The organism is Paraburkholderia sp. J10-1 (genome assembly GCF_905220165.1).
In the GTDB taxonomy this organism is placed as follows: Bacteria; Pseudomonadota; Gammaproteobacteria; order Burkholderiales; family Burkholderiaceae; genus Paraburkholderia.
In genome coordinates this window covers 149,905-167,600 of sequence record NZ_CAJMYW010000011.1, presented here as the reverse complement: position 1 = coordinate 167,600, position 17,696 = coordinate 149,905, and the positions used below count along the sequence as shown (strand labels likewise).

17 protein-coding genes are annotated in these 17,696 nt (G+C 65.0%); 11 read left to right on the top strand and 6 right to left on the bottom strand.

The features are described from left to right. Nucleotides 1–8: 8 nt before the first annotated feature. Entirely contained in the window at nt 9–992 is a 984-nt protein-coding gene (locus U5A65_RS29250) for a response regulator (RefSeq protein WP_321914029.1), read from the bottom strand. A 298-nt stretch (nt 993–1,290) separates the two neighbouring features. On the opposite strand from U5A65_RS29250, the gene U5A65_RS29245 reads away from it, so the two are divergent. After that, complete coding sequence (locus tag U5A65_RS29245) at nt 1,291–1,788, top strand: acyl-CoA thioesterase (RefSeq protein WP_069265858.1); 498 nt, start codon at nt 1,291–1,293, stop codon at nt 1,786–1,788. Between the two features lie 35 nt (nt 1,789–1,823). Here the strand turns inward: U5A65_RS29245 and U5A65_RS29240 are convergent, their stop codons facing one another. Next, the gene (locus tag U5A65_RS29240; RefSeq protein ID WP_321914030.1) at nt 1,824–3,311 is read right to left on the bottom strand and encodes an ATP-binding protein; all 1,488 of its coding nucleotides are present in this window, start codon (nt 3,309–3,311) and stop codon (nt 1,824–1,826) included. 346 nt (nt 3,312–3,657) lie between these two features. Here U5A65_RS29240 and U5A65_RS29235 point away from each other — a divergent pair, with 346 nt between their 5' ends. The 3 genes from U5A65_RS29235 to U5A65_RS29225 all read left to right on the top strand — a co-directional run bounded on the left by U5A65_RS29235 (nt 3,658) and on the right by U5A65_RS29225 (nt 7,977). After that, nucleotides 3,658–4,299 carry an HD domain-containing protein gene (locus tag U5A65_RS29235; protein WP_321914031.1) on the top strand — a complete coding sequence of 214 codons (642 nt, stop codon included), beginning with the start codon at nt 3,658–3,660 and terminating at the stop codon, nt 4,297–4,299. A gap of 200 nt (nt 4,300–4,499) precedes the next feature. Continuing rightward, a complete protein-coding gene (locus U5A65_RS29230) occupies nt 4,500–6,221 on the top strand; it encodes a diguanylate cyclase (protein WP_321948666.1) in 1,722 nt (573 codons plus the stop codon). Between the two features lie 181 nt (nt 6,222–6,402). Continuing rightward, nucleotides 6,403–7,977: an EAL domain-containing protein gene (locus tag U5A65_RS29225; RefSeq protein ID WP_321914033.1), complete on the top strand. Its 1,575-nt coding sequence runs from the start codon at nt 6,403–6,405 to the stop codon at nt 7,975–7,977. A gap of 13 nt (nt 7,978–7,990) precedes the next feature. Here the strand turns inward: U5A65_RS29225 and U5A65_RS29220 are convergent, their stop codons facing one another. Continuing rightward, complete coding sequence (locus tag U5A65_RS29220; RefSeq protein WP_321948665.1) at nt 7,991–8,629, bottom strand: GNAT family N-acetyltransferase; 639 nt, start codon at nt 8,627–8,629, stop codon at nt 7,991–7,993. 111 nt (nt 8,630–8,740) lie between these two features. Then, a complete protein-coding gene (locus U5A65_RS29215; RefSeq protein ID WP_321948664.1) occupies nt 8,741–9,394 on the bottom strand; it encodes a GntR family transcriptional regulator in 654 nt (217 codons plus the stop codon). Nucleotides 9,395–9,513: 119 nt separating this feature from the next. Between U5A65_RS29215 and U5A65_RS29210 the strand changes: the two genes are divergently transcribed. The 6 genes from U5A65_RS29210 to U5A65_RS29185 all read left to right on the top strand — a co-directional run bounded on the left by U5A65_RS29210 (nt 9,514) and on the right by U5A65_RS29185 (nt 14,680). Further along, on the top strand, nt 9,514–9,987 hold the full coding sequence (locus U5A65_RS29210) for an OsmC family protein (RefSeq protein WP_321936684.1): 474 nt from the start codon (nt 9,514–9,516) through the stop codon (nt 9,985–9,987). A 265-nt stretch (nt 9,988–10,252) separates the two neighbouring features. Then, complete coding sequence (locus tag U5A65_RS29205) at nt 10,253–10,699, top strand: Ohr family peroxiredoxin (protein ID WP_321914037.1); 447 nt, start codon at nt 10,253–10,255, stop codon at nt 10,697–10,699. Between the two features lie 62 nt (nt 10,700–10,761). Continuing rightward, nucleotides 10,762–11,031: a hypothetical protein gene (locus U5A65_RS29200; protein WP_321914038.1), complete on the top strand. Its 270-nt coding sequence runs from the start codon at nt 10,762–10,764 to the stop codon at nt 11,029–11,031. A gap of 139 nt (nt 11,032–11,170) precedes the next feature. Further along, nucleotides 11,171–11,638: a MarR family transcriptional regulator gene (locus U5A65_RS29195; RefSeq protein ID WP_321914039.1), complete on the top strand. Its 468-nt coding sequence runs from the start codon at nt 11,171–11,173 to the stop codon at nt 11,636–11,638. Nucleotides 11,639–11,784: 146 nt separating this feature from the next. Continuing rightward, a complete protein-coding gene (locus U5A65_RS29190) occupies nt 11,785–13,119 on the top strand; it encodes an epoxide hydrolase (protein WP_321948663.1) in 1,335 nt (444 codons plus the stop codon). A 325-nt stretch (nt 13,120–13,444) separates the two neighbouring features. After that, nucleotides 13,445–14,680 (top strand): sensor histidine kinase, encoded by a 1,236-nt coding sequence (locus U5A65_RS29185; protein ID WP_321948662.1) that lies wholly within the window; start codon nt 13,445–13,447, stop codon nt 14,678–14,680. A 16-nt stretch (nt 14,681–14,696) separates the two neighbouring features. Here the strand turns inward: U5A65_RS29185 and U5A65_RS29180 are convergent, their stop codons facing one another. Both U5A65_RS29180 and U5A65_RS29175 read right to left on the bottom strand, forming a co-directional pair. Beyond that, nucleotides 14,697–15,815 carry a succinylglutamate desuccinylase/aspartoacylase family protein gene (locus U5A65_RS29180; protein ID WP_321948661.1) on the bottom strand — a complete coding sequence of 373 codons (1,119 nt, stop codon included), beginning with the start codon at nt 15,813–15,815 and terminating at the stop codon, nt 14,697–14,699. A 47-nt stretch (nt 15,816–15,862) separates the two neighbouring features. After that, on the bottom strand, nt 15,863–16,633 hold the full coding sequence (locus U5A65_RS29175; RefSeq protein WP_321948660.1) for a transporter substrate-binding domain-containing protein: 771 nt from the start codon (nt 16,631–16,633) through the stop codon (nt 15,863–15,865). Between the two features lie 134 nt (nt 16,634–16,767). On the opposite strand from U5A65_RS29175, the gene U5A65_RS29170 reads away from it, so the two are divergent. Then, nucleotides 16,768–17,691, top strand: a complete 924-nt coding sequence (locus tag U5A65_RS29170) for a LysR family transcriptional regulator (RefSeq protein ID WP_321936713.1) — start codon at nt 16,768–16,770, stop codon at nt 17,689–17,691. The last annotated feature ends 5 nt before the right edge of the window (nt 17,692–17,696 follow it).

Sequence of the window (17,696 nt, the reverse complement as noted above, 5' to 3'; positions counted from 1 at the left end):
GAACGGCATCACGCAAGGCTTGCGCCCTCACCCGGCGCGCCTTGCTGCGCCCGCCACGCAGCAAACGTAATCAGCCCGGGCACAAGGCCCGGGTCGTCGATCCGCGTCCAGCTCGTATATGTGTCGTCGAGTCCCGGCACCGGCTGCGGCGTCGCGAACTCCACGCGGGACATGCCGGGCCGGTACGCCTCGTTCGGCCAGAAGACCGGCATGATACGGCGCGCCGCCATTTCCTCGCGCAACGCCGCGGGGCCGCCTTCGTCGGCCACGACATCGCATTGCGCCGCCCAGTCGTGGCTATCCCACGCGAGAAACACACCGGCGTTGCCCGCAGCGTCGAACGTCAGCACGGCATTCTGCTCGGGCCGCCAGTAGTACTCGACAATCCGCTCGCGCAGCGCGACTTCGTGCAGCACATCGGCAATACGCCGGTTCGCGTAGATCGCGCCCACGCCATGCACGCCGATATGGCCGCGCCGTGCGCAGAACTTGCGCTTGGCATCGTCGATCGCGCCGCGCAACTTGCGGGTCATGGCCGGATCGGACTTCTTCACGTAGAAGTCGATCAACCCCGCGTTGAACGCCTCCACCGCATGCGATTCGTCGGCCGTGGCCGTGAGCAGGATGCGCGTGCACGCCACGTCCTTCGCGGCGGCGAGAAACTCAACGCCGGTCATCTCCGGCATTTCGTAGTCCACGACGAGCGCGGCGATATCGCCAAAGCGCGCCGCGTCGGCCATCACGTCCTCGCCCAGCGCGTTGCCGCCCCGCTTCTCGAACTCCGACCATGCAGCGCCCGCAGCGGGATTGCGCGCGCTCTGCCGCGCTTCGTGCGAGGCGACGAAGGCCAGCGCTTGTGCGGCGCTCGTGAAGTAGCGGTCCGTGCCCGCGCCCGGAAAGAGGCCGCGCAACGCGTAGAGGAAGTCGGGGCTGTCGTCGAGAAACACGACGGAAACGGGATGAAAGACCGGCTGTCTGACGATGGAACTCATGCTGGATCTCGGTTAAGCACACTGCGCCTCATGCGGTGCGCCCGATACCCGGAGCTGCACCGCGAGGAAAACATATCGATTATGCGGCGTGTCGCCTGGACACAGCAACCCGAAGCCGCAACGGTGCGTTCAGCGCAGGCATGCGCAAACGTTATCGCAGCCAGCGAGCATGAAGCGGTTTGCGTATGTGGGGAGCACGGTTCTGGATGAAGAGGAACACGAAGAGAATGGTGCATGCCTCCTTCTCAGCGGAGGCACGCGCGGCTGCCGCCTGCAGTCCCTATCTGGAGTTACTCTGATGTACGCACGCGAATCCATTCCCGCCGTCCTGTCCCGTGGCACCGCCGGATTCTCCGACGAAATCATGGAAGCTACGCCGACCAAAACGTTTCATCACGTCATCGATATTTACCTGAAGGACTCGAACGCGTTCATGAACACGTATTTCGCCCGCTATTTCGAATGGCAGGGCATTTGCCGCGAACGCTGGTTTCACGAGTGCATTCACAACAATCTGCTCGCCTCGGGCGGTGTGTTCGTCACCAAGCGCGCCCACCAGGAATACGTGCAGGAAACCTTTCCGTTCCAGCGCGTGGATTGCTACCTCAACACCTTCCAGGTGCGTCAGTGCTCCGCGTATCTCGTGTTCCGCTTTTGCGTGGACGGGCGGCCCGTTTCGCTCGGCTATCAGCAGATTCTCTTCGCCGGCACCGACAAGCGCATTCGCCGCTTTCCGCCCGGCATCATCGAGCGCGTGAAGGAATACGAGCTGGTCCTGCCTTCGGGTTCGAACTAAGCGCGCATTGAGCACGTTCAACCCGGCTACATGAACTAGCCTGCGAAATCCTGCCCCGCCGGAAAACGGCGGGGTTTCGCCGGTGCGTCGTGCAGCGCGCGGTCAGCGCTCGTGCCGGGCTCCGGCAGGCGGATCGTGAAGGTCGTGTGGACGTGCGGCTCGGACTCGCACGCAATCGTGCCGCCCAGCGCTTCGGCCACGCGGCGGCAGAACGTGAGGCCCATGCCGGCGCCGCGTCCGTGCGCCTTGGTCGAATAAAACGGATCGAACACGCGCGGCAGAATATCGGCGGGAATACCGCAGCCGTTGTCGGTAAAGCGCAGCACGCAAAAGCCCGCTTCGCTCGTCGCGCTGATCTCCACGCGGCCCACGTAGTCGCTGATCTTGTCGCTTCGTTCGGCGATTTCCGCGTGAATCGCAAAGAGCGCGTTCTTGAGCAGATTGAACAGCACGAACACGACCAGCGAATCCGAGCCCGAGAAACTCAGCTGGGCGTCGATAGGCGCCACCTCCACCATATCGCGCTCGCCGGTGCGAAACGGAAAGCGCTCGAGCGCGGCGTTCACGCATGAGCGCACCGGGTAGGTCTCGAAGCTGCGCCGGTCGAGCCGGTCGAGCGTGAACGAAGCGAGCGACATTTCGACCACCGTGCTCGTGCTGTCCACCTGGCGGCGTATCGACGTGGCAAGCGAGGAAAGGCGCTCCGACTGCCCCGGATAGAGTCCGTCCACGCACAACTGGTGCTGCACGGCCAACTGGTAGCCACGCATGAGCTCGGGCAGCACGTTGCCGATTTCCTCGGCATGCATGCCGATGGCCGCGAGCGGCGTGGCAACCTCGTGCGCCACCGTGGCCGCGATGAGGTACGGGCGCATCAGGCCGAACCGCACGATCGTGACCGCGAGTATGCCAAGGCTGATCGCGATGAACACCGCGCCCACGGGATAGAACGCGAGCCCGTAATTCACGGCGTAGTCGGTGGCGGCAAGCGCGTACAGGCCGAGGCTCACGAAGCACAGGTCGAGCAGCTTGCGGCGGTCGTGCGCCTGGGTCTGGCGGCGAGCGGCATACAGCAGCCATGCGCTGCGGCACGCGAGCAGCACTGTCTGCGCCACATGCACGGGATGCAGCATGCCCGCCTTCGGATACTTGCCGAAGAAGAACGTGCCGTAGCCGTCCACGACGGCATCGCTCAACAGCAACAGCGCCGCGAGCAGCACACTGAGCAGGTAGGACGCGATGAGGAGCGGGCGTTCGCCGCGCCGGGCGCTCACTTCGGTCACGAAGTGATAGAACGTGGTGGGCAGAAAGAGGATGAAGAAGTAACCGGCCTTGACGAGCACGGCCGACAGATCGGGGTCGGACGTCTGGAACAGAAACGCCCAGGTGCCCTGCCAGAAGAACGTGGTCGCGCACATCAAGGCGAACGGCACCGAGAGGCGCGTGAAGCCCTCAGTCAGGAGCACGTAGACGCCGAATCCGAGAAATAATGCGGACACGAACGCTGGCAGGATCGAATACATAGTCTGTCGCGTGGGTTCTTGTTCTTACCAGCCTGGTTGGCGCGGCGCGTTGCCTTCAGCGTCCCCGTGCGCCCAATGTGCGATTCGCGGGCCGCATCTCGCAGCCCATACGCCGCCCATGCATGGCGCATGAAATGCGCGCCGATCGAATCGATTTTGCCGATTATCGCCGCTAATCCCGGGTTGCGGCGAAATTTTCCGGTTGACGGCAGTGCCGCTATGCGCCGTGAATCCCCGATGGCCCAAAATCGGTCGAATTGGCAGAAAACAACGGTATCCGTCGATTGAGGACAACCCTGGCGCCGCCCAGAATAGAGGTCATCACCCACCCCGACGGAGCACCCCGATGACCCCGACCCTCGCCGATGTCGCGATTCCCGACAGCAAACTCACTCGCGAAATTACCGAACTCGTGCGCGATACCGAATCGCCGCTGCTTTTCCATCATTCGAGCCGTGTCTATTACTTTGGCGCGCTGGCCGGCCGGCGGCTCGGCCTGAAGTTCGATCGCGAACTGCTCTACGCGGGCGCCATGTTTCATGACATGGGCCTCACGCATGCGCACAGCAGCGACCATGAACGCTTCGAAGTGGACGGCGCGAACGCCGCGCGCGACTTCCTGCGCGGCCACGGCATCTCGCAGCACGACATCGACCTCGTGTGGACCGCCATCGCGCTGCATACGACGCCGGGCATTCCCGAGCACATGCATCCGGTGATCGCGCTCGTCACGGCGGGCGTCGAAATGGACGTGCTCGGCATTGCCTACGACCGCTTCAGCGACATCGAGCGCGAGGCCGTGGTTCACGCACACCCGCGCAGCGAGCACTTCAAGGAAGACATCATTCAGACGTTCTATGACGGCATCAAGCACAAGCCCGCCACCACCTTCGGCAACGTGAAGGCCGACGTGCTCGCAGACAAGGACCCGCATTTCCACGCCGGCAACTTCTGCAGCGTGATCCGTCATTCCGCCTGGCGCGGTTGAGTGCCGCCCTGGGCGCTCCGAGCCCTGTGAGGCGGCGTTCGGCGCGGTTCTCGCGCGCGATGCTATGCTCATCGCGATGCCCGGAACCGCGCCGCCGGGCCACGCCGCACCGCGATGCGCGCGCGTCCATTCGCTGTCCCGGGGGCTTCATGCAGCACACGCCTGGCCGCACGCGGCCGCACGGTTTTTCCAGCATGGTCATGAAACGCCCGCACCTCGTGGTGACGGTGTGCTTTCTCGCCGCCATGGCGCTGGTGAGCGGCGTGGGCCTGCGCCAGCTCTACCAGATGACGCGCAACGACTTGCATAGTCGCCAGCGTGACCTGGAGGTGCGGGCCGTGGGCGTGGACGCGCTGATCTCCGCAGAGCGCCGGCGCCTGCTGTTCCTGCGCGACTACGCGGAACACGTGCTCGCCTCGCCGAGCCAGCAGCGCGCAGGTCTCCTTGATCCGGCCGTGCAGGCCGCGCTGCGCAACAGCGACAAGCTCGCATGGCAAGTCCCCGGCGCGATGGACGGACCGCTCGTTTTCGGCACCAACGCACAAGGACTCACGGGAATCGAGGGCTTTCACCGCGACACGGCCACGCTGCCCGCCGACATCGTCCTCGCGCGCTCGATCAGCCCGCTGCTTGCGATCAGCCAGCACGCCGACGCGGTGCAAAGCACGGTCGCGTACATCTCGGCCAACGGCCTGTATGTGCTCTCGCCCGAGCGCCCGGACGCGCCCGCGCCCGAATTGTTGCGGCGCTTCAGCACGATGCCCTACTACCGCCTGCATCTGTCCGGCCGGAATCCGGGAAACGGCATCGTCTGGACTCCGATCTATACGGAAACAAAACGAAGCGAGGCGATTTCCACGCTCAGTGCGCCTGTCTACGCCAACGGACGCTTTCGCGGCGCCGTGGTGATGGACGTCGCGCCCTCGCGCCTGCTCGCGCTCCAGCTCGCCTCCACCAACCTGACGGAGGACGAGGAGCCTGCCGAATTCGGCCTCCTGAACAAGAACGGCGACCTCGTCTATTTCGTCGATGGCAAGATCACGGCACAGCATCCCGCAAGCTTCGATCCGTATCTCATCGACATGGCGCGCGCACAGGCGGCGGACTGGATGCAACGCGGCCAGGGCTACGCTCAGCGAGGCGGGCGCTACCTGCTCTTCCAGCACGTGGGGGACACGCACTGGATCTTGCTCGCGAGCACGGACGACTCCGCGCTCACGCTCGCGGCGGCGCACCGCGTGTTCAGCAGCCCGCTGATCGTCGCGTGGCTGGCGATCGCCGTGCTGCTCGTCGGCACGCTGTTCATCGTCAAGAACATATTCGGCCAGTACGTCGAGGCAAGTTCGCGGCTCGAAACGCTCGCGCGCAGCGACCCGCTCACCGGGCTCGCGAACCGGCGGCGCTTCCAGGAGGTCTTCGACGAGACGCTGGAGCGCGCCGCCCGCGAAGGCGGCAGCGACGCGGCCACGCCTGCCGTGGCCATGCTGATGCTCGATATCGACTACTTCAAGCGCGTGAACGACCGCTTTGGCCATGCGGCGGGCGACCGCGTGCTCGTGATATTCGCAGACATCCTGCGCAAGAACCTGCGCAGCGCGGAGATGCCCGCGCGCGTGGGCGGCGAGGAGTTCGCGGCGCTGCTGCCCGGCGCCGATCTCGCCACGGCGGCGGCCGTAGCCGAGCGCATCCGCCGCGCGGTCGAAGCGCACGCGGCCAGCGCGCCGGGCGACGCCGCAAATCAGGACGCGGATGCGATCGCATTCACCGTTTCGATCGGCGTGGCGGCCAGTCCCGCCGATTGCCCCGCCCACTACGAAGCGCTCATGTCGGTGGCCGACCGGCGGCTCTACGCCGCGAAGGAAGGCGGGCGCAATCGCGTCGTTGCAGAGGATTCCCGATCGATCGATCCGGCGCGAGCCTGACGATTGCGCAGGCCACGTTCATGCGCCATGCATGAGCGGGAGAGCCGGCCGCCCTGCGAGTGTGCTCCCGCACCGCACAGCAGCGCGTCGCCGCCATCGGAAAGACGCTACCATCGGCAACGGCGAACGTCGAAGGCCGCGCGTCGCCCTCGTTCGCGACGCCGGAGCCCGACCGTCCATCATGAGCAGCCGACTCACCGCCCTGACGACGTTTTGTGTCGTGGCGTTCGCCGTCCTGGCAACGCTCATGGCCGCGGTGTACGCGTCGGACGCCGTCGACGAACGCCAGAAGCGCGACCAGGTCGATGTCTTTTCGAGCCGCGCGCTGCTGCGCGCCGAACTCGTGACGGCCGAAGCGGAGTCCGCGCTGCACCAGCTCATGCCATACGGCGACGATCCCTGCACGAGCGACCACCTGCAGCGGCTACGCCATGTCGAAGAACAGTTTCGATACATTCGCGAAGTCGTCTGGACCGATGGCGCGCGGTTGCGCTGCAGCTCGCAACGCGGCGACGTCGATACCGCGTTGCCGCCACCCGAATGGACCTACGCCGACGGCTTCACCGCCTGGCATAGCGAAGTCGGCAAGCGCGACAACGAGCGGCGCATGCTCAACTTGCGTCTCGGCAATCACGTCGTGGTGATCGATCCGCGCTTTTACCTCGACATCGTGCCGCTCGACGACGCCATCCAGCTGGCCGTGCTCGAAACGCAGGACGGCGGCATCATTACAAGCTGGGCACACGTCGACGATGCGATTGTTCGCGCAGCGCTCAAGCGCACCAGCAACAGCCAGTATTTCGAGGGCCGCTATTACGTCGTGGAGCGCTCGAGCCGCTTTCCCATTGCCGTGGTCGCGTACGAGCCCGAGAACCGCATGCGCCGCGACCTGCCCGCGCAACTCCAGACGCTGTTGCCGCCGGCGCTCGTCCTGAGCGTATTCGGCACGTGGCTCGTCATGCGCTGGCGCCGCAAGCTGCGCACGCCGCGCAGCGCGATACTGGAGGGCATCCGGCGGCGCCAGTTCGTCGCGTGGCTGCAGCCGCTCGTCTCGCTGGAAAGCGGGCGCTGCGTCGGCGCCGAAGCACTCGTGCGCTGGAAGCTCGAAGACGGCTCCGTCGTCGCGCCAGACACGTTCATTCCCATGGCGGAATCGCTCGGTCTCGTCGAGCCCATTACCGACCAGGTCGTGCGCTCGGTGTTCGAGAGCGTGGGCGCCGTGCTGGCCCGGCGCCGCGATCTGCACGTCTCGCTGAACCTCGCCGGCAAGGATCTCGCCGGCACGCGCGTGCTCGAAACCCTCAAGCCCGTTCTCGGAAAATATGCGGTGCGCCCCGAGCAGATCTGGTTCGAAGCGATCGAGCGCACGCTCATCGACACAGCCGGCTCCGCGCCCGTTATCGAGGCGTTTCGCGCGGCGGGCCACCGAATCTTCATCGACGACTTCGGCACGGGATATTCGAGTCTCTCGTATCTGCAGGAACTGCCGGTGGATGGCATCAAGATCGACCGCTCGTTCATCCGCTCATTCGCGAGCGGCGAGGAAATGAACAAGATCGTGCCGCACGTGATCGACATGGCCCGCAGCCTCGACCTGCTGATGGTCGCCGAGGGTGTGGAAACCGAAGCGCAAGCGCAATACTTGCGCGAGCACGGTGTGCAGTACGCGCAGGGCTGGCTCTATGCGAAGGCCATGCCCGCCGACGAATTCCTGCGCTATCTGGAACGCGAAGCGGCGCGCACGCACAAGGCGTGAGGGTGGCGCACGCTCAGACGAGCGGGCCCGGCGACGTGCAGTGCCGCAACGCGCCGTGCAGGTGTGCAAACTCCACGCTGCAACGCGCCGCAGCGGCTTTGCTGAGTACGGCGCTGTCGTAGCCACGGCCGGCAAAGCGCACGACATCGACGAGACTGAAGCCTTGCGCGCGGTAGAACGCGATGAGGTGGGCGGCGGGAAACGGCGTGTCGAGCGCGAGCTGCGTGTAGCCGCGCGCAGCCGCCCAACGCCCCGCGAAATCGAGCAGCGCACGGCCAATGCCGCGGCTTTGCCATTTAGGCTCGATACCGAACTGATGCACCGAAGCCACGCTGCGCTGGCGATAATGTTCGCACTGCGAATGGCTATCGTGACCTTCCACCGTGAGCGTGCCGATGATCCTGCCATTGCAGAGCGCAACGAAGCAGTCTCCCGCCAGCGCGCGTTCACGCGTGAGGCTCGCCGCCTGGTCGGCGCAGGCGCAATGCAATCCGAGCGATGCGAGCCGCGAGAACGCGCGATGCAGCAAACGCGTGAGCGCTTCCCACGAGTCGTGGCGCGGATCGAAGCGCCTCAGCACGAGCCGGCCAAGGCCGGGCAGCACGGAGGTGACCGGCTCATCCGGGCGCTGGGTTGCACGCGAGATCGACATGGCGTCTCCTGTCGTTTCGATGCAGCCAGTCTAGGGATTGCCCGGAAGGGTCACAAGAAAAAATGTCGTAAAAACCGGTGCAATGCGCGTGAACGCCGCGGTGTATGCGCCCTAGCCTTGTGCCGCCATGCGCTCCACAACGGCGAGCACGACGCGCTTCGCCGAATCGATATGCGCCACGGTCAAGGCGCGCGCGCTGCGCGCGTTGCGGGCGAGGCACGCTTCGAGAATCGCCTCGTGTTCGTGCTGAAAGGAGGGGGTATCGGCAAGCAGCGTATTCTGCAGCCGCTCGTAGCGTTCCACTTGCGCGCGCAGTTCGCGAATAGCCGCCAGTTGGCGAGCGTTGCCGCATGCGCCATAGAGCAGCTCGTGAAACTCGCGGTTGAGATCGCCCTGCTTTTGCGTGGCGGCCGCCTCGCCCAGCAGCCGGTGCACGAGTTCCGCGCGTGCGAGCGTTTCGTCGTCGATGCGCTTGACGCTGTGAAAGATCGCGTCGCCTTCGAGCAGCACGCGCAAGCCGTAGATCTCCTCCACGTCGTGCGCCGTGAGCATGCGCACGACCGCGCCGCGATTGCGGAAAATCTCGACGAGCCCCTCGCGCGCGAGCCGCTGGATGGCTTCGCGCAGCGGAATGCGGCTCACCTCGAAACGCTCCGCGAGGTCGCGCTCAACGAGGCGCTCGCCACCGCCCAGCTCGCCGCTGACGATCAGATCGCGCAACCCGGACGCAACCGCGTCCGCTGTAGAGTCGAATCGTGTTTCCATGTGTGTCTGGCCGGTTCCTGGCTGGTTTTTCATTTGGGCGATTTCGGCATAATGGTATACCAAAATGCCGAAAGCGTTCATAATGACGTACCCTTTTCGATGCAACACGGAGAGTCAGCATGGCGCATGGCGAACACACCTACCGCGTTTCGGTGCAATGGACAGGCAATCGCGGCACGGGCACCTCGGGTTATCGCGACTACGACCGCGATCACGTGATACGCGCGAGCGGCAAGCCGGACATTCCGGGCTCGTCGGATCCGGCCTTTCGCGGCGACGCCGCGCGCTGGAATCCCGAGGACCTGCTCGTGGCTTCCGCTTCGGCGTGCCATAAGCTCTGGTATCTGCATCTGTGCGCGGAGGCGGGCATCGCGGTGCTCGCCTACGAAGACACGGCCGAAGGCACGATGGCCGATACGCCGCAGCGCGGCGCGTTCACGAAGATCGTGTTGCGCCCGCGCGTGACGATCCGCGCGAGCGACGACCGCAGCCTCGCCGAACGGTTGCATCATGCGGCGCACGAGCAGTGCTATATCGCCAATTCAGTGAACTTCCCCATTCTCTGCGAGCCCGCCATCGAACTGGCCGCGTAGGCGCCCGCATTCTTCTGAGGCGGCTCGGGCAGCCGCGCCGCCTCCCTGACGCGCCGCCCCAAAAGGGCTCGATCGAGAACGATCACTCAAACGATCGATAACGTCTCAGCGCACGATTCTCTCCCGAAGCAACCCCATATAAATCGTATGCGATTTAATCTTATGCGCTTGACAAAGCGGAATCCCTCGTCCATTATGCATCGCATGCGATTCGATCTTATGCGACGCATAGCACTAAATCCCTGATTTCATTGAGGAACGCATCATGGCAACGATCGACAAAGTCCTGTTCTCGGGCAACACCCACACCACCGTCAACCACGACCCTGCGGCGCAACGCGGCGAATTCGGCGTGGTCGACCTCGAGCTCACGTCTTCAAGCGGCGAAACGCTCGACATCGTCGGCACCGAACCGCACCCGCGCGCCGAACAGCTGTTCGCGGGCGCATGGTCTGCCTGCTATATCTCCGCGCTCGGCATTGCGGCTTCGCTGAAGAAAGTTACGTTGCCGCCCAACGCGGCGGTGGACATCCAGGTCGATATCGGCCAGACCGGCGCCGCCTGGTTCCTCGGCGCGCACTTCACTGTCACGCTGCCGGGCGTCGAGCAGAACGTGGCGGAGGCCATCGCGCGCAGCGCCCATCAAATCTGCCCGTACTCGAAGGCCGTGCACGGCAACATCGACGTGAGCCTGAAGGTCGTGACCGCGTGAGCGGCAAACGCAATGACCGCGTTCACCGAAACCCACTGAACTTCACTTAGCGAGACATCATCATGAAAACCCGACTCATCGCCACACTCCTCATTGCCCTCTCGGCTAGCGCAGCCGCCCCCGCATTCGCCAGCGGCTATGGCCCGGCCCCGGCCTATCGCCCCGAAGTCGGCGCACCGGCTTCGCAACGCGGCCAAAGCGTGCAAACGCTCGCCGCGGAGCGCACCGAAGGCGGCAGCGCAGCCACCGCGTTCGGCGGCATGGCCGATGTCGGCACGGACGCGGGCAGCCGCGTCTCAATGGAGCGAAACAGCCTCTTCGCCCACCATTGATCGCGCCACCGCGTGGTGGCTGTTTCGCCGGGCATCGCAGTGGCGGTGTACGGCGAAACCGGTGTCGGCCTACGATATAATCGCAAGCGATTTATTCAAGTTTGCGAGCCATTGAGGCCTTCGTCTGAAGAGGATGACCATGAAATCGACGGATCACCCGGCGCCGGGCGCCAAGCCCGCGCCGCTCGCAGACTATCTTTGCTTCGCCGTGTACTCGACCAATCTGGCCTTCGGCAAGGCGTACAAGCCGATCCTGGACGAACTCGGGCTGACCTATCCGCAGTACATCGCGATCATCGCGCTCTGGGAGCAGGACAACCAGACGGTGAGCGGCCTGGGCGAGAAGCTCTTTCTCGAATCCAACACCCTCACGCCGATGCTGAAAAAGCTCGAAGCGATGGGGTATGTGGAACGGCGGCGCGATCCGGAGGATGAGCGCCAGGTGCGTGTGAGCCTGACCGCCAGCGGCCGCAAGCTGCGCGAAAAGAGCCTGAAGATCGCGGATCTCACCGAAGCCACCGGACTGGGTCCCGACGACTTCATGAAGCTACAGAAGGCGATCGTGAACCTGCGCGCCAATCTGATTCGTTCGCTCGACACCGAATAGCCGCTGCACCGGCGCGCGCAGTTTTTTGCAGCCCGGTTTCTAGCGTAAATAGTTAGGAATACGACGCATACCTTGTTTGCCGAGGTGCGTGCGCACGCCTGATGTTTCCTGCCCACCACGGTACAACATCTCTATCAGGAATTGGCATGTCAAACGATCTTCATCCCGCACCTCTTTCGCGCCGGCGCTTCATCGGCGCCGCAGCAACGCTGGCCGCAGGTGTCGCAATGAGCCGGCTCGCCTTCGCAGAATCGAAGCCCTCCGCGAGCGGCATCACGCAGATTGCTGCCGGCGATCCGTCTTCCATTCGTTCGCTTCGCGTGCACGTGCCGGAAGCGGCGCTGACCGATCTGCGCCGCCGGATCGTCGCGACGCAATGGCCGGAGCGCGAAACAGTGGACGACGCATCGCAAGGCGTGCAGCTCGCAACCATGCAAAGGCTCGCCAATTACTGGGCCACCGACTACACCTGGCGCAAGGTGGAAGCGAAGCTCAACTCACTGCCGCAATACGTCACGGAAATCGACGGGCTCGACATTCACTTCATCCATGCGCGCTCGAAGCATGAGAACGCGCTGCCGATCATCGTCACACACGGCTGGCCCGGCTCGATCATCGAGCAGTTGAAGATCGTCGAGCCGTTCACCAATCCGACCGATCATGGCGGAAGTCCGTCCGACGCGTTCCATGTCGTCATTCCTTCGCTTCCCGGCTACGGCTTTTCGGGCAAGCCGACGAAGACCGGCTGGGACCCCCAGCGTATCGCTCGCGCCTGGGCCGTGCTGATGAACCGGCTCGGCTACACGCGCTACGCGGCGCAAGGGGGCGACTGGGGCAACGCTGTGACGGAACAGCTGGCGCTGCTCAAGCCTGCGGGACTCGTGGGCATTCACACCAACATGCCCGCAACCGTGCCCGACGCTATCGCCAGATCGCTCAAAGACGGCACGCCGCCTCCCACCGGACTTTCGCCGGAGGAACAGCACGCATACGACCAGCTCGATTACTTTTACAAGCACGGTCTGGGCTACGCGCTCGAAATGGCGAACCGCCCGCAATCGCTCTATGGCATCCAGGATTCGCCAGTGGGCCTCGCTGCGTGGATGCTCGACCACGACGCGAGCGGACAGGCGCTGATCGCACGCGTATTCGCAGGCCAGCCCGAAGGCCTGACGAAAGATGACGTGCTCGACAACGTCACGCTCTACTGGCTGACGAAGACGGCGGTCTCCTCCGCGCGCCTGTACTGGGAAAACAAGCTCAACTTTTTCGAGCCCAAGCACGTGGAGCTGCCCGTTGGCGTGAGCGTATTCCCGGACGAAATCTACGCCGCGCCCAGGAGCTGGACGGAACGCGCCTACCCCAAGCTCATCCACTACAACCGACTCCCTAAGGGCGGCCATTTTGCGGCATGGGAACAGCCTGCTGCGTTCACGGAAGAAGTTCGCGCGACGTTCAGGACGCTGCGCCAGCCGGCCTGACGCAACAGGGCATGCGTGAGCTTTCGAGAGTCCGGCGATTTTATCAAGGACTCCGAATGCTCACGCCACCCCGCTGGCTGAAAGAACCCCGATCACCGCGCGTTCGAGCGCCTGCCACGGACGCCTCCCTTCCCAAATACTGTTCGGCGAGTCGCCACCAGCGCCGCTCAAAGGGAAAAACGGCGCATATTCCAGCGCTTTTCCACGAATCGAAGTTCTCGCGCTTCGAGGACAATACCCGTCATAGCCGGATTTGCGGCTATCTCAACCGTGCGCCCGCAGGCGCAAACCAAACTTCGATGTCAAAAAAAGAAAGGTGATTGTCTTGTTTGCCCGCATTTTCCTGCTATGGATTGCGTCGTTGATGCTGTTGCAAGCCGGTTTTCGATATCTCGATGCCGACTCGCCCTTGAATTTCGGCAAAACGGCATTCGATCCGGCCGCCGCGACGCACGCCTCACAGCAGCAGGAAGCCGAACTGCAACTGGAACTGGCCGCGCAAGGCGCGAGCGTGCGTGGGATCGCCCCGTTGGTGTCGATCAAACCGACCATTGTCGACCTAGGCGGCGAGGCGTTGCCGCATTTGCGCGATGCCATTTGGGCACCGCATGCGGGGGCGGCGCCGAACGGCTCGTATCTGCGCGAAGCCTGCTCGTCCGGCGTCACGCGCCTGAAAACAGTCGCCCGCTGGTTCGATGCGCGATTCGTGGCGCTCATGGCGGCGCTCTGCGTGGTTCTGCTCGCGCTGCGCGCCTGGTGGCTACGGACGGTACGCCATGATCTGCTCGTCATGATTGCGACGCTGCGCATCGCGACGAGCGGCACCGGGCCCGCCCCCACGCTCGTGGACTGCCCGCGCAAACTGCACGGCCTCGCCCGCGCGATCGGCGATCTGTTGTGCCGCCGCAGCGGCACGGTCGAAGACCAGTCGGCCACGTTCGCCGCCTTCCTGCGGCAGGTCGAATCGCGGGTTGCGCGGCTGCGCGCTTATGCCATGACCGTCACGCGCTGGAATCTGCGCGTGGCCCTCGTCGAGGACATCGACCTCTTTCAGGATCTCGCGCGCCAGTTCGTCGACACCGCCGGCCAGGGCGGCGCGAATCATGCGCCGGTGAACGTAGACGCGTATCTGAAGGACCGGTTCGTCTACGGCGCGAACGCGGACGCGAGCATCGTGCTTCGCCTCGACGCCGGCGAGGCGTTCTCGCTGCCGCGCTCCGCGCTCGTGCGGCTCGTTGACAATCTCGTCGGCAACGCGCAGGCGCACGGCGAGCCGCCCATCGAAATCTGCACGGCGCGCGGGCCGCGCTCGTGGACCTTGAGCGTGCGGGATCACGGCGAAGGCACCGGCGCGAACCTGCCCGAGGGCGGCACGCTGGCGCCGCCGATGCTCGCCTCGCGCGCGGCAAGCCTCGGGCTCGACTCGCACTGGGGCATGGGCCTGTCGATCGTGCGGCGCCTTGCGCGCCTGTGCAACGCGAAGCTCAAGATCGGCAATCACCCCGAGGGCGGACTCTGGGTGCGCGTGATCGTGCCGATGCACAAAACCCGTCAAGCCTGACGGGCATCCCCTCGCCTCAAGCCCCGAGCAGCACGCCGCTGCGTATCGGCCGCGTGCCCGTTACACGGCCGAGAGGCGCACCGGCCGTGACAAAGCGAATCGCCCTTCGCATATAGAACACGCCTTCCGCGGTGCTCTTCACCGTCTGCGTCTCGCCTGTCATCGGGTCGACGATATCGAAGAGCGGGTCGTTCTCGCGGATCCAGTCGCCGATCTTCGCGCGGTGCACGAGAATGCCGCTGCGCGGCGCATAGAATTGCGCGCTGCCGGCGAGCGGCGTGGCCGGCATCAGCAGTTCCGGCAGCGGCTTCACGTCGCCGCCGACGAGCGCGCCGCGCCAGCGCAGGTAGTCGATCAGCGCATCGGTGTCCTGCTGCGCGCTTTCCCACGACACGTCGCGCTGGCCGCGGCACTCGACCGTCACCGCAGTGGGGCCGGCGGGCACGGGCTGCGTGGCCGGCATCTGTTGACGCAGTTGCCACCACAGCAGGCTATGCGCCTCGTCGAATGCCTGCGCGCCGGAGTCGGTCGCCAGCAGCTGCGCGCGCGAGCCGAGGTAGCGGGCGAGCGGCTCGACATCGGGCCAGCCGGCCTCGCTCGTGTACACGTGCATAACCGCTTCGAGCGAGCAATGCAGGTCGATGATGAGATCGGCGTCGTGCGAGAGTCTCAACAGCGCCAACTGCAGCGAGTCGAATTCCGTGAGCGGCGCCTGCGCGTCCAGCGCTTCGCGCATCAGCTGCCGGATCAGATCGCGGTTGCGATCGACGTCCGCCCCGAGCGTCTCCTTCGCGCGTGCGAGCAGCTTGGGAAACGCGTGGAAATGGCGGTTGAAGTTCTTGCCGCTCGCAAGATCGAACCGGCCGATGAACTGGCCGAGCACGTGCTGATTCAAACCCACGGGATTGGCGAGCGGCACGAGCACCACTTGCGCGGCGAGTGCGCCTTGCGCCTCGAGTTCCGCCAGCTGCGCGCGCAACAACACTGCCGCCAGCATGGCGGGCGTTTCGTCGGCGTGAAGCGACGCCTGGATATAGATCTTCTGGTGCGCGTCGGCGGGGCCGAAATGGAAGCTGGTCAGTTCGCGGTGCGTGCCCGGCGTGGCGCTCAAAAGCGGAGTCGATTGCTGGTTCATGGATTTAATGCGGTTTCAAATAAGTGAGCGGCGAAGTGTGCGGCGGCTCAGTTGCCGTACGGATCGAAGTCGAAATAGCGGCGCGCGATCTGCGCGTAGGTGCCGTCCTTCAGCATGCCCGCAATCGCGTCGTTCATCTGCGTGGCAAGCGCCGTTTCGTCCTTGCGCATGCCGATGCCCGTGCCGCGGTCGCCCATCGCAATCGGGCCGCCGGCAAACGCGAAGCCGTTGCCCTGCGGCGTGCGCAGGAAGCCGTAGTCGGCTTCGACATAGCCCAGCAACGCAGCGTCGAGCCTGCCGTTGACGAGGTCGGCAAATACCTCCTCCTGGCTCTTGTAGGTGACCACGTGCACGCCCGCCGGCGCCCAGTTCGCGAGCGCATACGTCTCGAACTGCGTGCCCGACTGCACGCCGACCGACTTGCCGGCCAGCGACTGCGCGGTAGCGCCAAACGGGGCGCCCTTGCGCGCGACGAGCCGCGACTTGAACTGGAATAGCTTCGACGTGAAGAGAATTTGCTGCTCGCGCTTCGCGGTGATCGCCATCGACGACATGATCGCGTCGATCTTGCGCGCCTGCAGCGCCGGGATCATGCCCGAGAACTCCAGTTCGACCCACTGGCAACGCGCGTGAATGCGGCGGCAAATCTCGTTGCCGAGATCGACGTCGAATCCTTTGAGCGAGCCGTCGGGCGCCTTGGCGTCCATGGGCGGATAAGTCGGATCAATGCCGAGGCGCACGGTGTCGCCCTCGCGTGCGAAGGCACCGCTGCTCAAGGCCAGTGCAAGGGAAAGCAAGATCGACGGGATTTTTTTCATGATGAACGCGTGATGAACGGCGGCGGAAAGTAGGGAGTCTCTTGCCCGCCCGATGGTAGGACGCCGCAGCGTTCGGGAAAAGCCCGGATTCATCTATCATGATCACATCTACCGATCACCGAAAATCGTCGCCCATGAGTCTCACGCTTTCCCAGTTGCGTGTTTTCGTCGCCGTCGCCCAGCGCGGCAGTGTGCGGGCGGCCTCGCGCGCGCTCGGCGTGGCGCAAAGCGGCGTGACGCAGCAGCTGCAGAATCTCGAAGCCGAACTGGGCGGCGCCCTGCTCACGCGCACGAATCGCGGCGTGACACTCACGGTGCTCGGGCAGCGCCTGCTGGTGCGCGCGGCGTCGATTCTCGGCGAGTGCGAGCGCGCAAGCGAAGAGGCGCAGCAGTTGCGCGGCGACTACGCGGGCGAAGTGGCGTTCGGCCTCACGACCGACCCGCTCATGGACGCGCTCGTGCCCGTGCTCGGCCAGTACAGCACGCGGTTTCCGCGCGTGGCGCTGCGCCTGCGCACGGGCACCTCACGCATGATGATTTCGTGGATCCGCGAAGGCACGCTCGATTTCGCGCTCGCGCTCGTTTCGGACCAGACCGATACGACCGATCTTTCGGTGACGGAGCTTTACCCGTCGGACCCGGTGGTCGTTTGCCGCCGCGACCATCCGAAGGCGGGCGCGCGCTCGCTGCGCGCGCTCACGCATTGCGACTGGCTCGCAACGCGCTCGCCCAATATCGCGGACGCCTTCGCTTCGAGCCGGCTCACGACGTTCTTCACCGACCACGGCTTGCCGCCGCCGCGCATCGTCGCGACGGTTGAGGGGCTTTTCGAAACGCTGCATTGGGTCAGCGAGACGGATTGCCTTGCGCTGGAGTCGTCGGTGGTCGCGCGGCGCGGGCCGTTTGCCGAACGGCTTGCCCGCATCAAGATCGCCGAGCGGCCGGCGGCGCAGCAGGTTTGTCTGCTCCAGCGCGCGGCCGTGCCGCTCACGCCTGCCGCGCAGGAACTCGCGACGATGCTGGCTTCGTATGCGCGGGCCGGACGCGCGCCGCGTTGAGGCGG

Excerpts from the sequence above, each read along its gene's own strand:
- U5A65_RS29250 (WP_321914029.1), bottom strand. The coding sequence starts at position 992 with ATGAGTTCCATCGTCAGACAGCCGGTCTTTCATCCCGTTTCCGTCGTG.
- U5A65_RS29245 (WP_069265858.1), top strand. The coding sequence starts at position 1,291 with ATGTACGCACGCGAATCCATTCCCGCCGTCCTGTCCCGTGGCACCGCC.
- U5A65_RS29240 (WP_321914030.1), bottom strand. The coding sequence starts at position 3,311 with ATGTATTCGATCCTGCCAGCGTTCGTGTCCGCATTATTTCTCGGATTC.
- U5A65_RS29235 (WP_321914031.1), top strand. The coding sequence starts at position 3,658 with ATGACCCCGACCCTCGCCGATGTCGCGATTCCCGACAGCAAACTCACT.
- U5A65_RS29230 (WP_321948666.1), top strand. The coding sequence starts at position 4,500 with ATGAAACGCCCGCACCTCGTGGTGACGGTGTGCTTTCTCGCCGCCATG.
- U5A65_RS29225 (WP_321914033.1), top strand. The coding sequence starts at position 6,403 with ATGAGCAGCCGACTCACCGCCCTGACGACGTTTTGTGTCGTGGCGTTC.
- U5A65_RS29220 (WP_321948665.1), bottom strand. The coding sequence starts at position 8,629 with ATGTCGATCTCGCGTGCAACCCAGCGCCCGGATGAGCCGGTCACCTCC.
- U5A65_RS29215 (WP_321948664.1), bottom strand. The coding sequence starts at position 9,394 with ATGGAAACACGATTCGACTCTACAGCGGACGCGGTTGCGTCCGGGTTG.
- U5A65_RS29210 (WP_321936684.1), top strand. The coding sequence starts at position 9,514 with ATGGCGCATGGCGAACACACCTACCGCGTTTCGGTGCAATGGACAGGC.
- U5A65_RS29205 (WP_321914037.1), top strand. The coding sequence starts at position 10,253 with ATGGCAACGATCGACAAAGTCCTGTTCTCGGGCAACACCCACACCACC.
- U5A65_RS29200 (WP_321914038.1), top strand. The coding sequence starts at position 10,762 with ATGAAAACCCGACTCATCGCCACACTCCTCATTGCCCTCTCGGCTAGC.
- U5A65_RS29195 (WP_321914039.1), top strand. The coding sequence starts at position 11,171 with ATGAAATCGACGGATCACCCGGCGCCGGGCGCCAAGCCCGCGCCGCTC.
- U5A65_RS29190 (WP_321948663.1), top strand. The coding sequence starts at position 11,785 with ATGTCAAACGATCTTCATCCCGCACCTCTTTCGCGCCGGCGCTTCATC.
- U5A65_RS29180 (WP_321948661.1), bottom strand. The coding sequence starts at position 15,815 with ATGAACCAGCAATCGACTCCGCTTTTGAGCGCCACGCCGGGCACGCAC.
- U5A65_RS29175 (WP_321948660.1), bottom strand. The coding sequence starts at position 16,633 with ATGAAAAAAATCCCGTCGATCTTGCTTTCCCTTGCACTGGCCTTGAGC.
- U5A65_RS29170 (WP_321936713.1), top strand. The coding sequence starts at position 16,768 with ATGAGTCTCACGCTTTCCCAGTTGCGTGTTTTCGTCGCCGTCGCCCAG.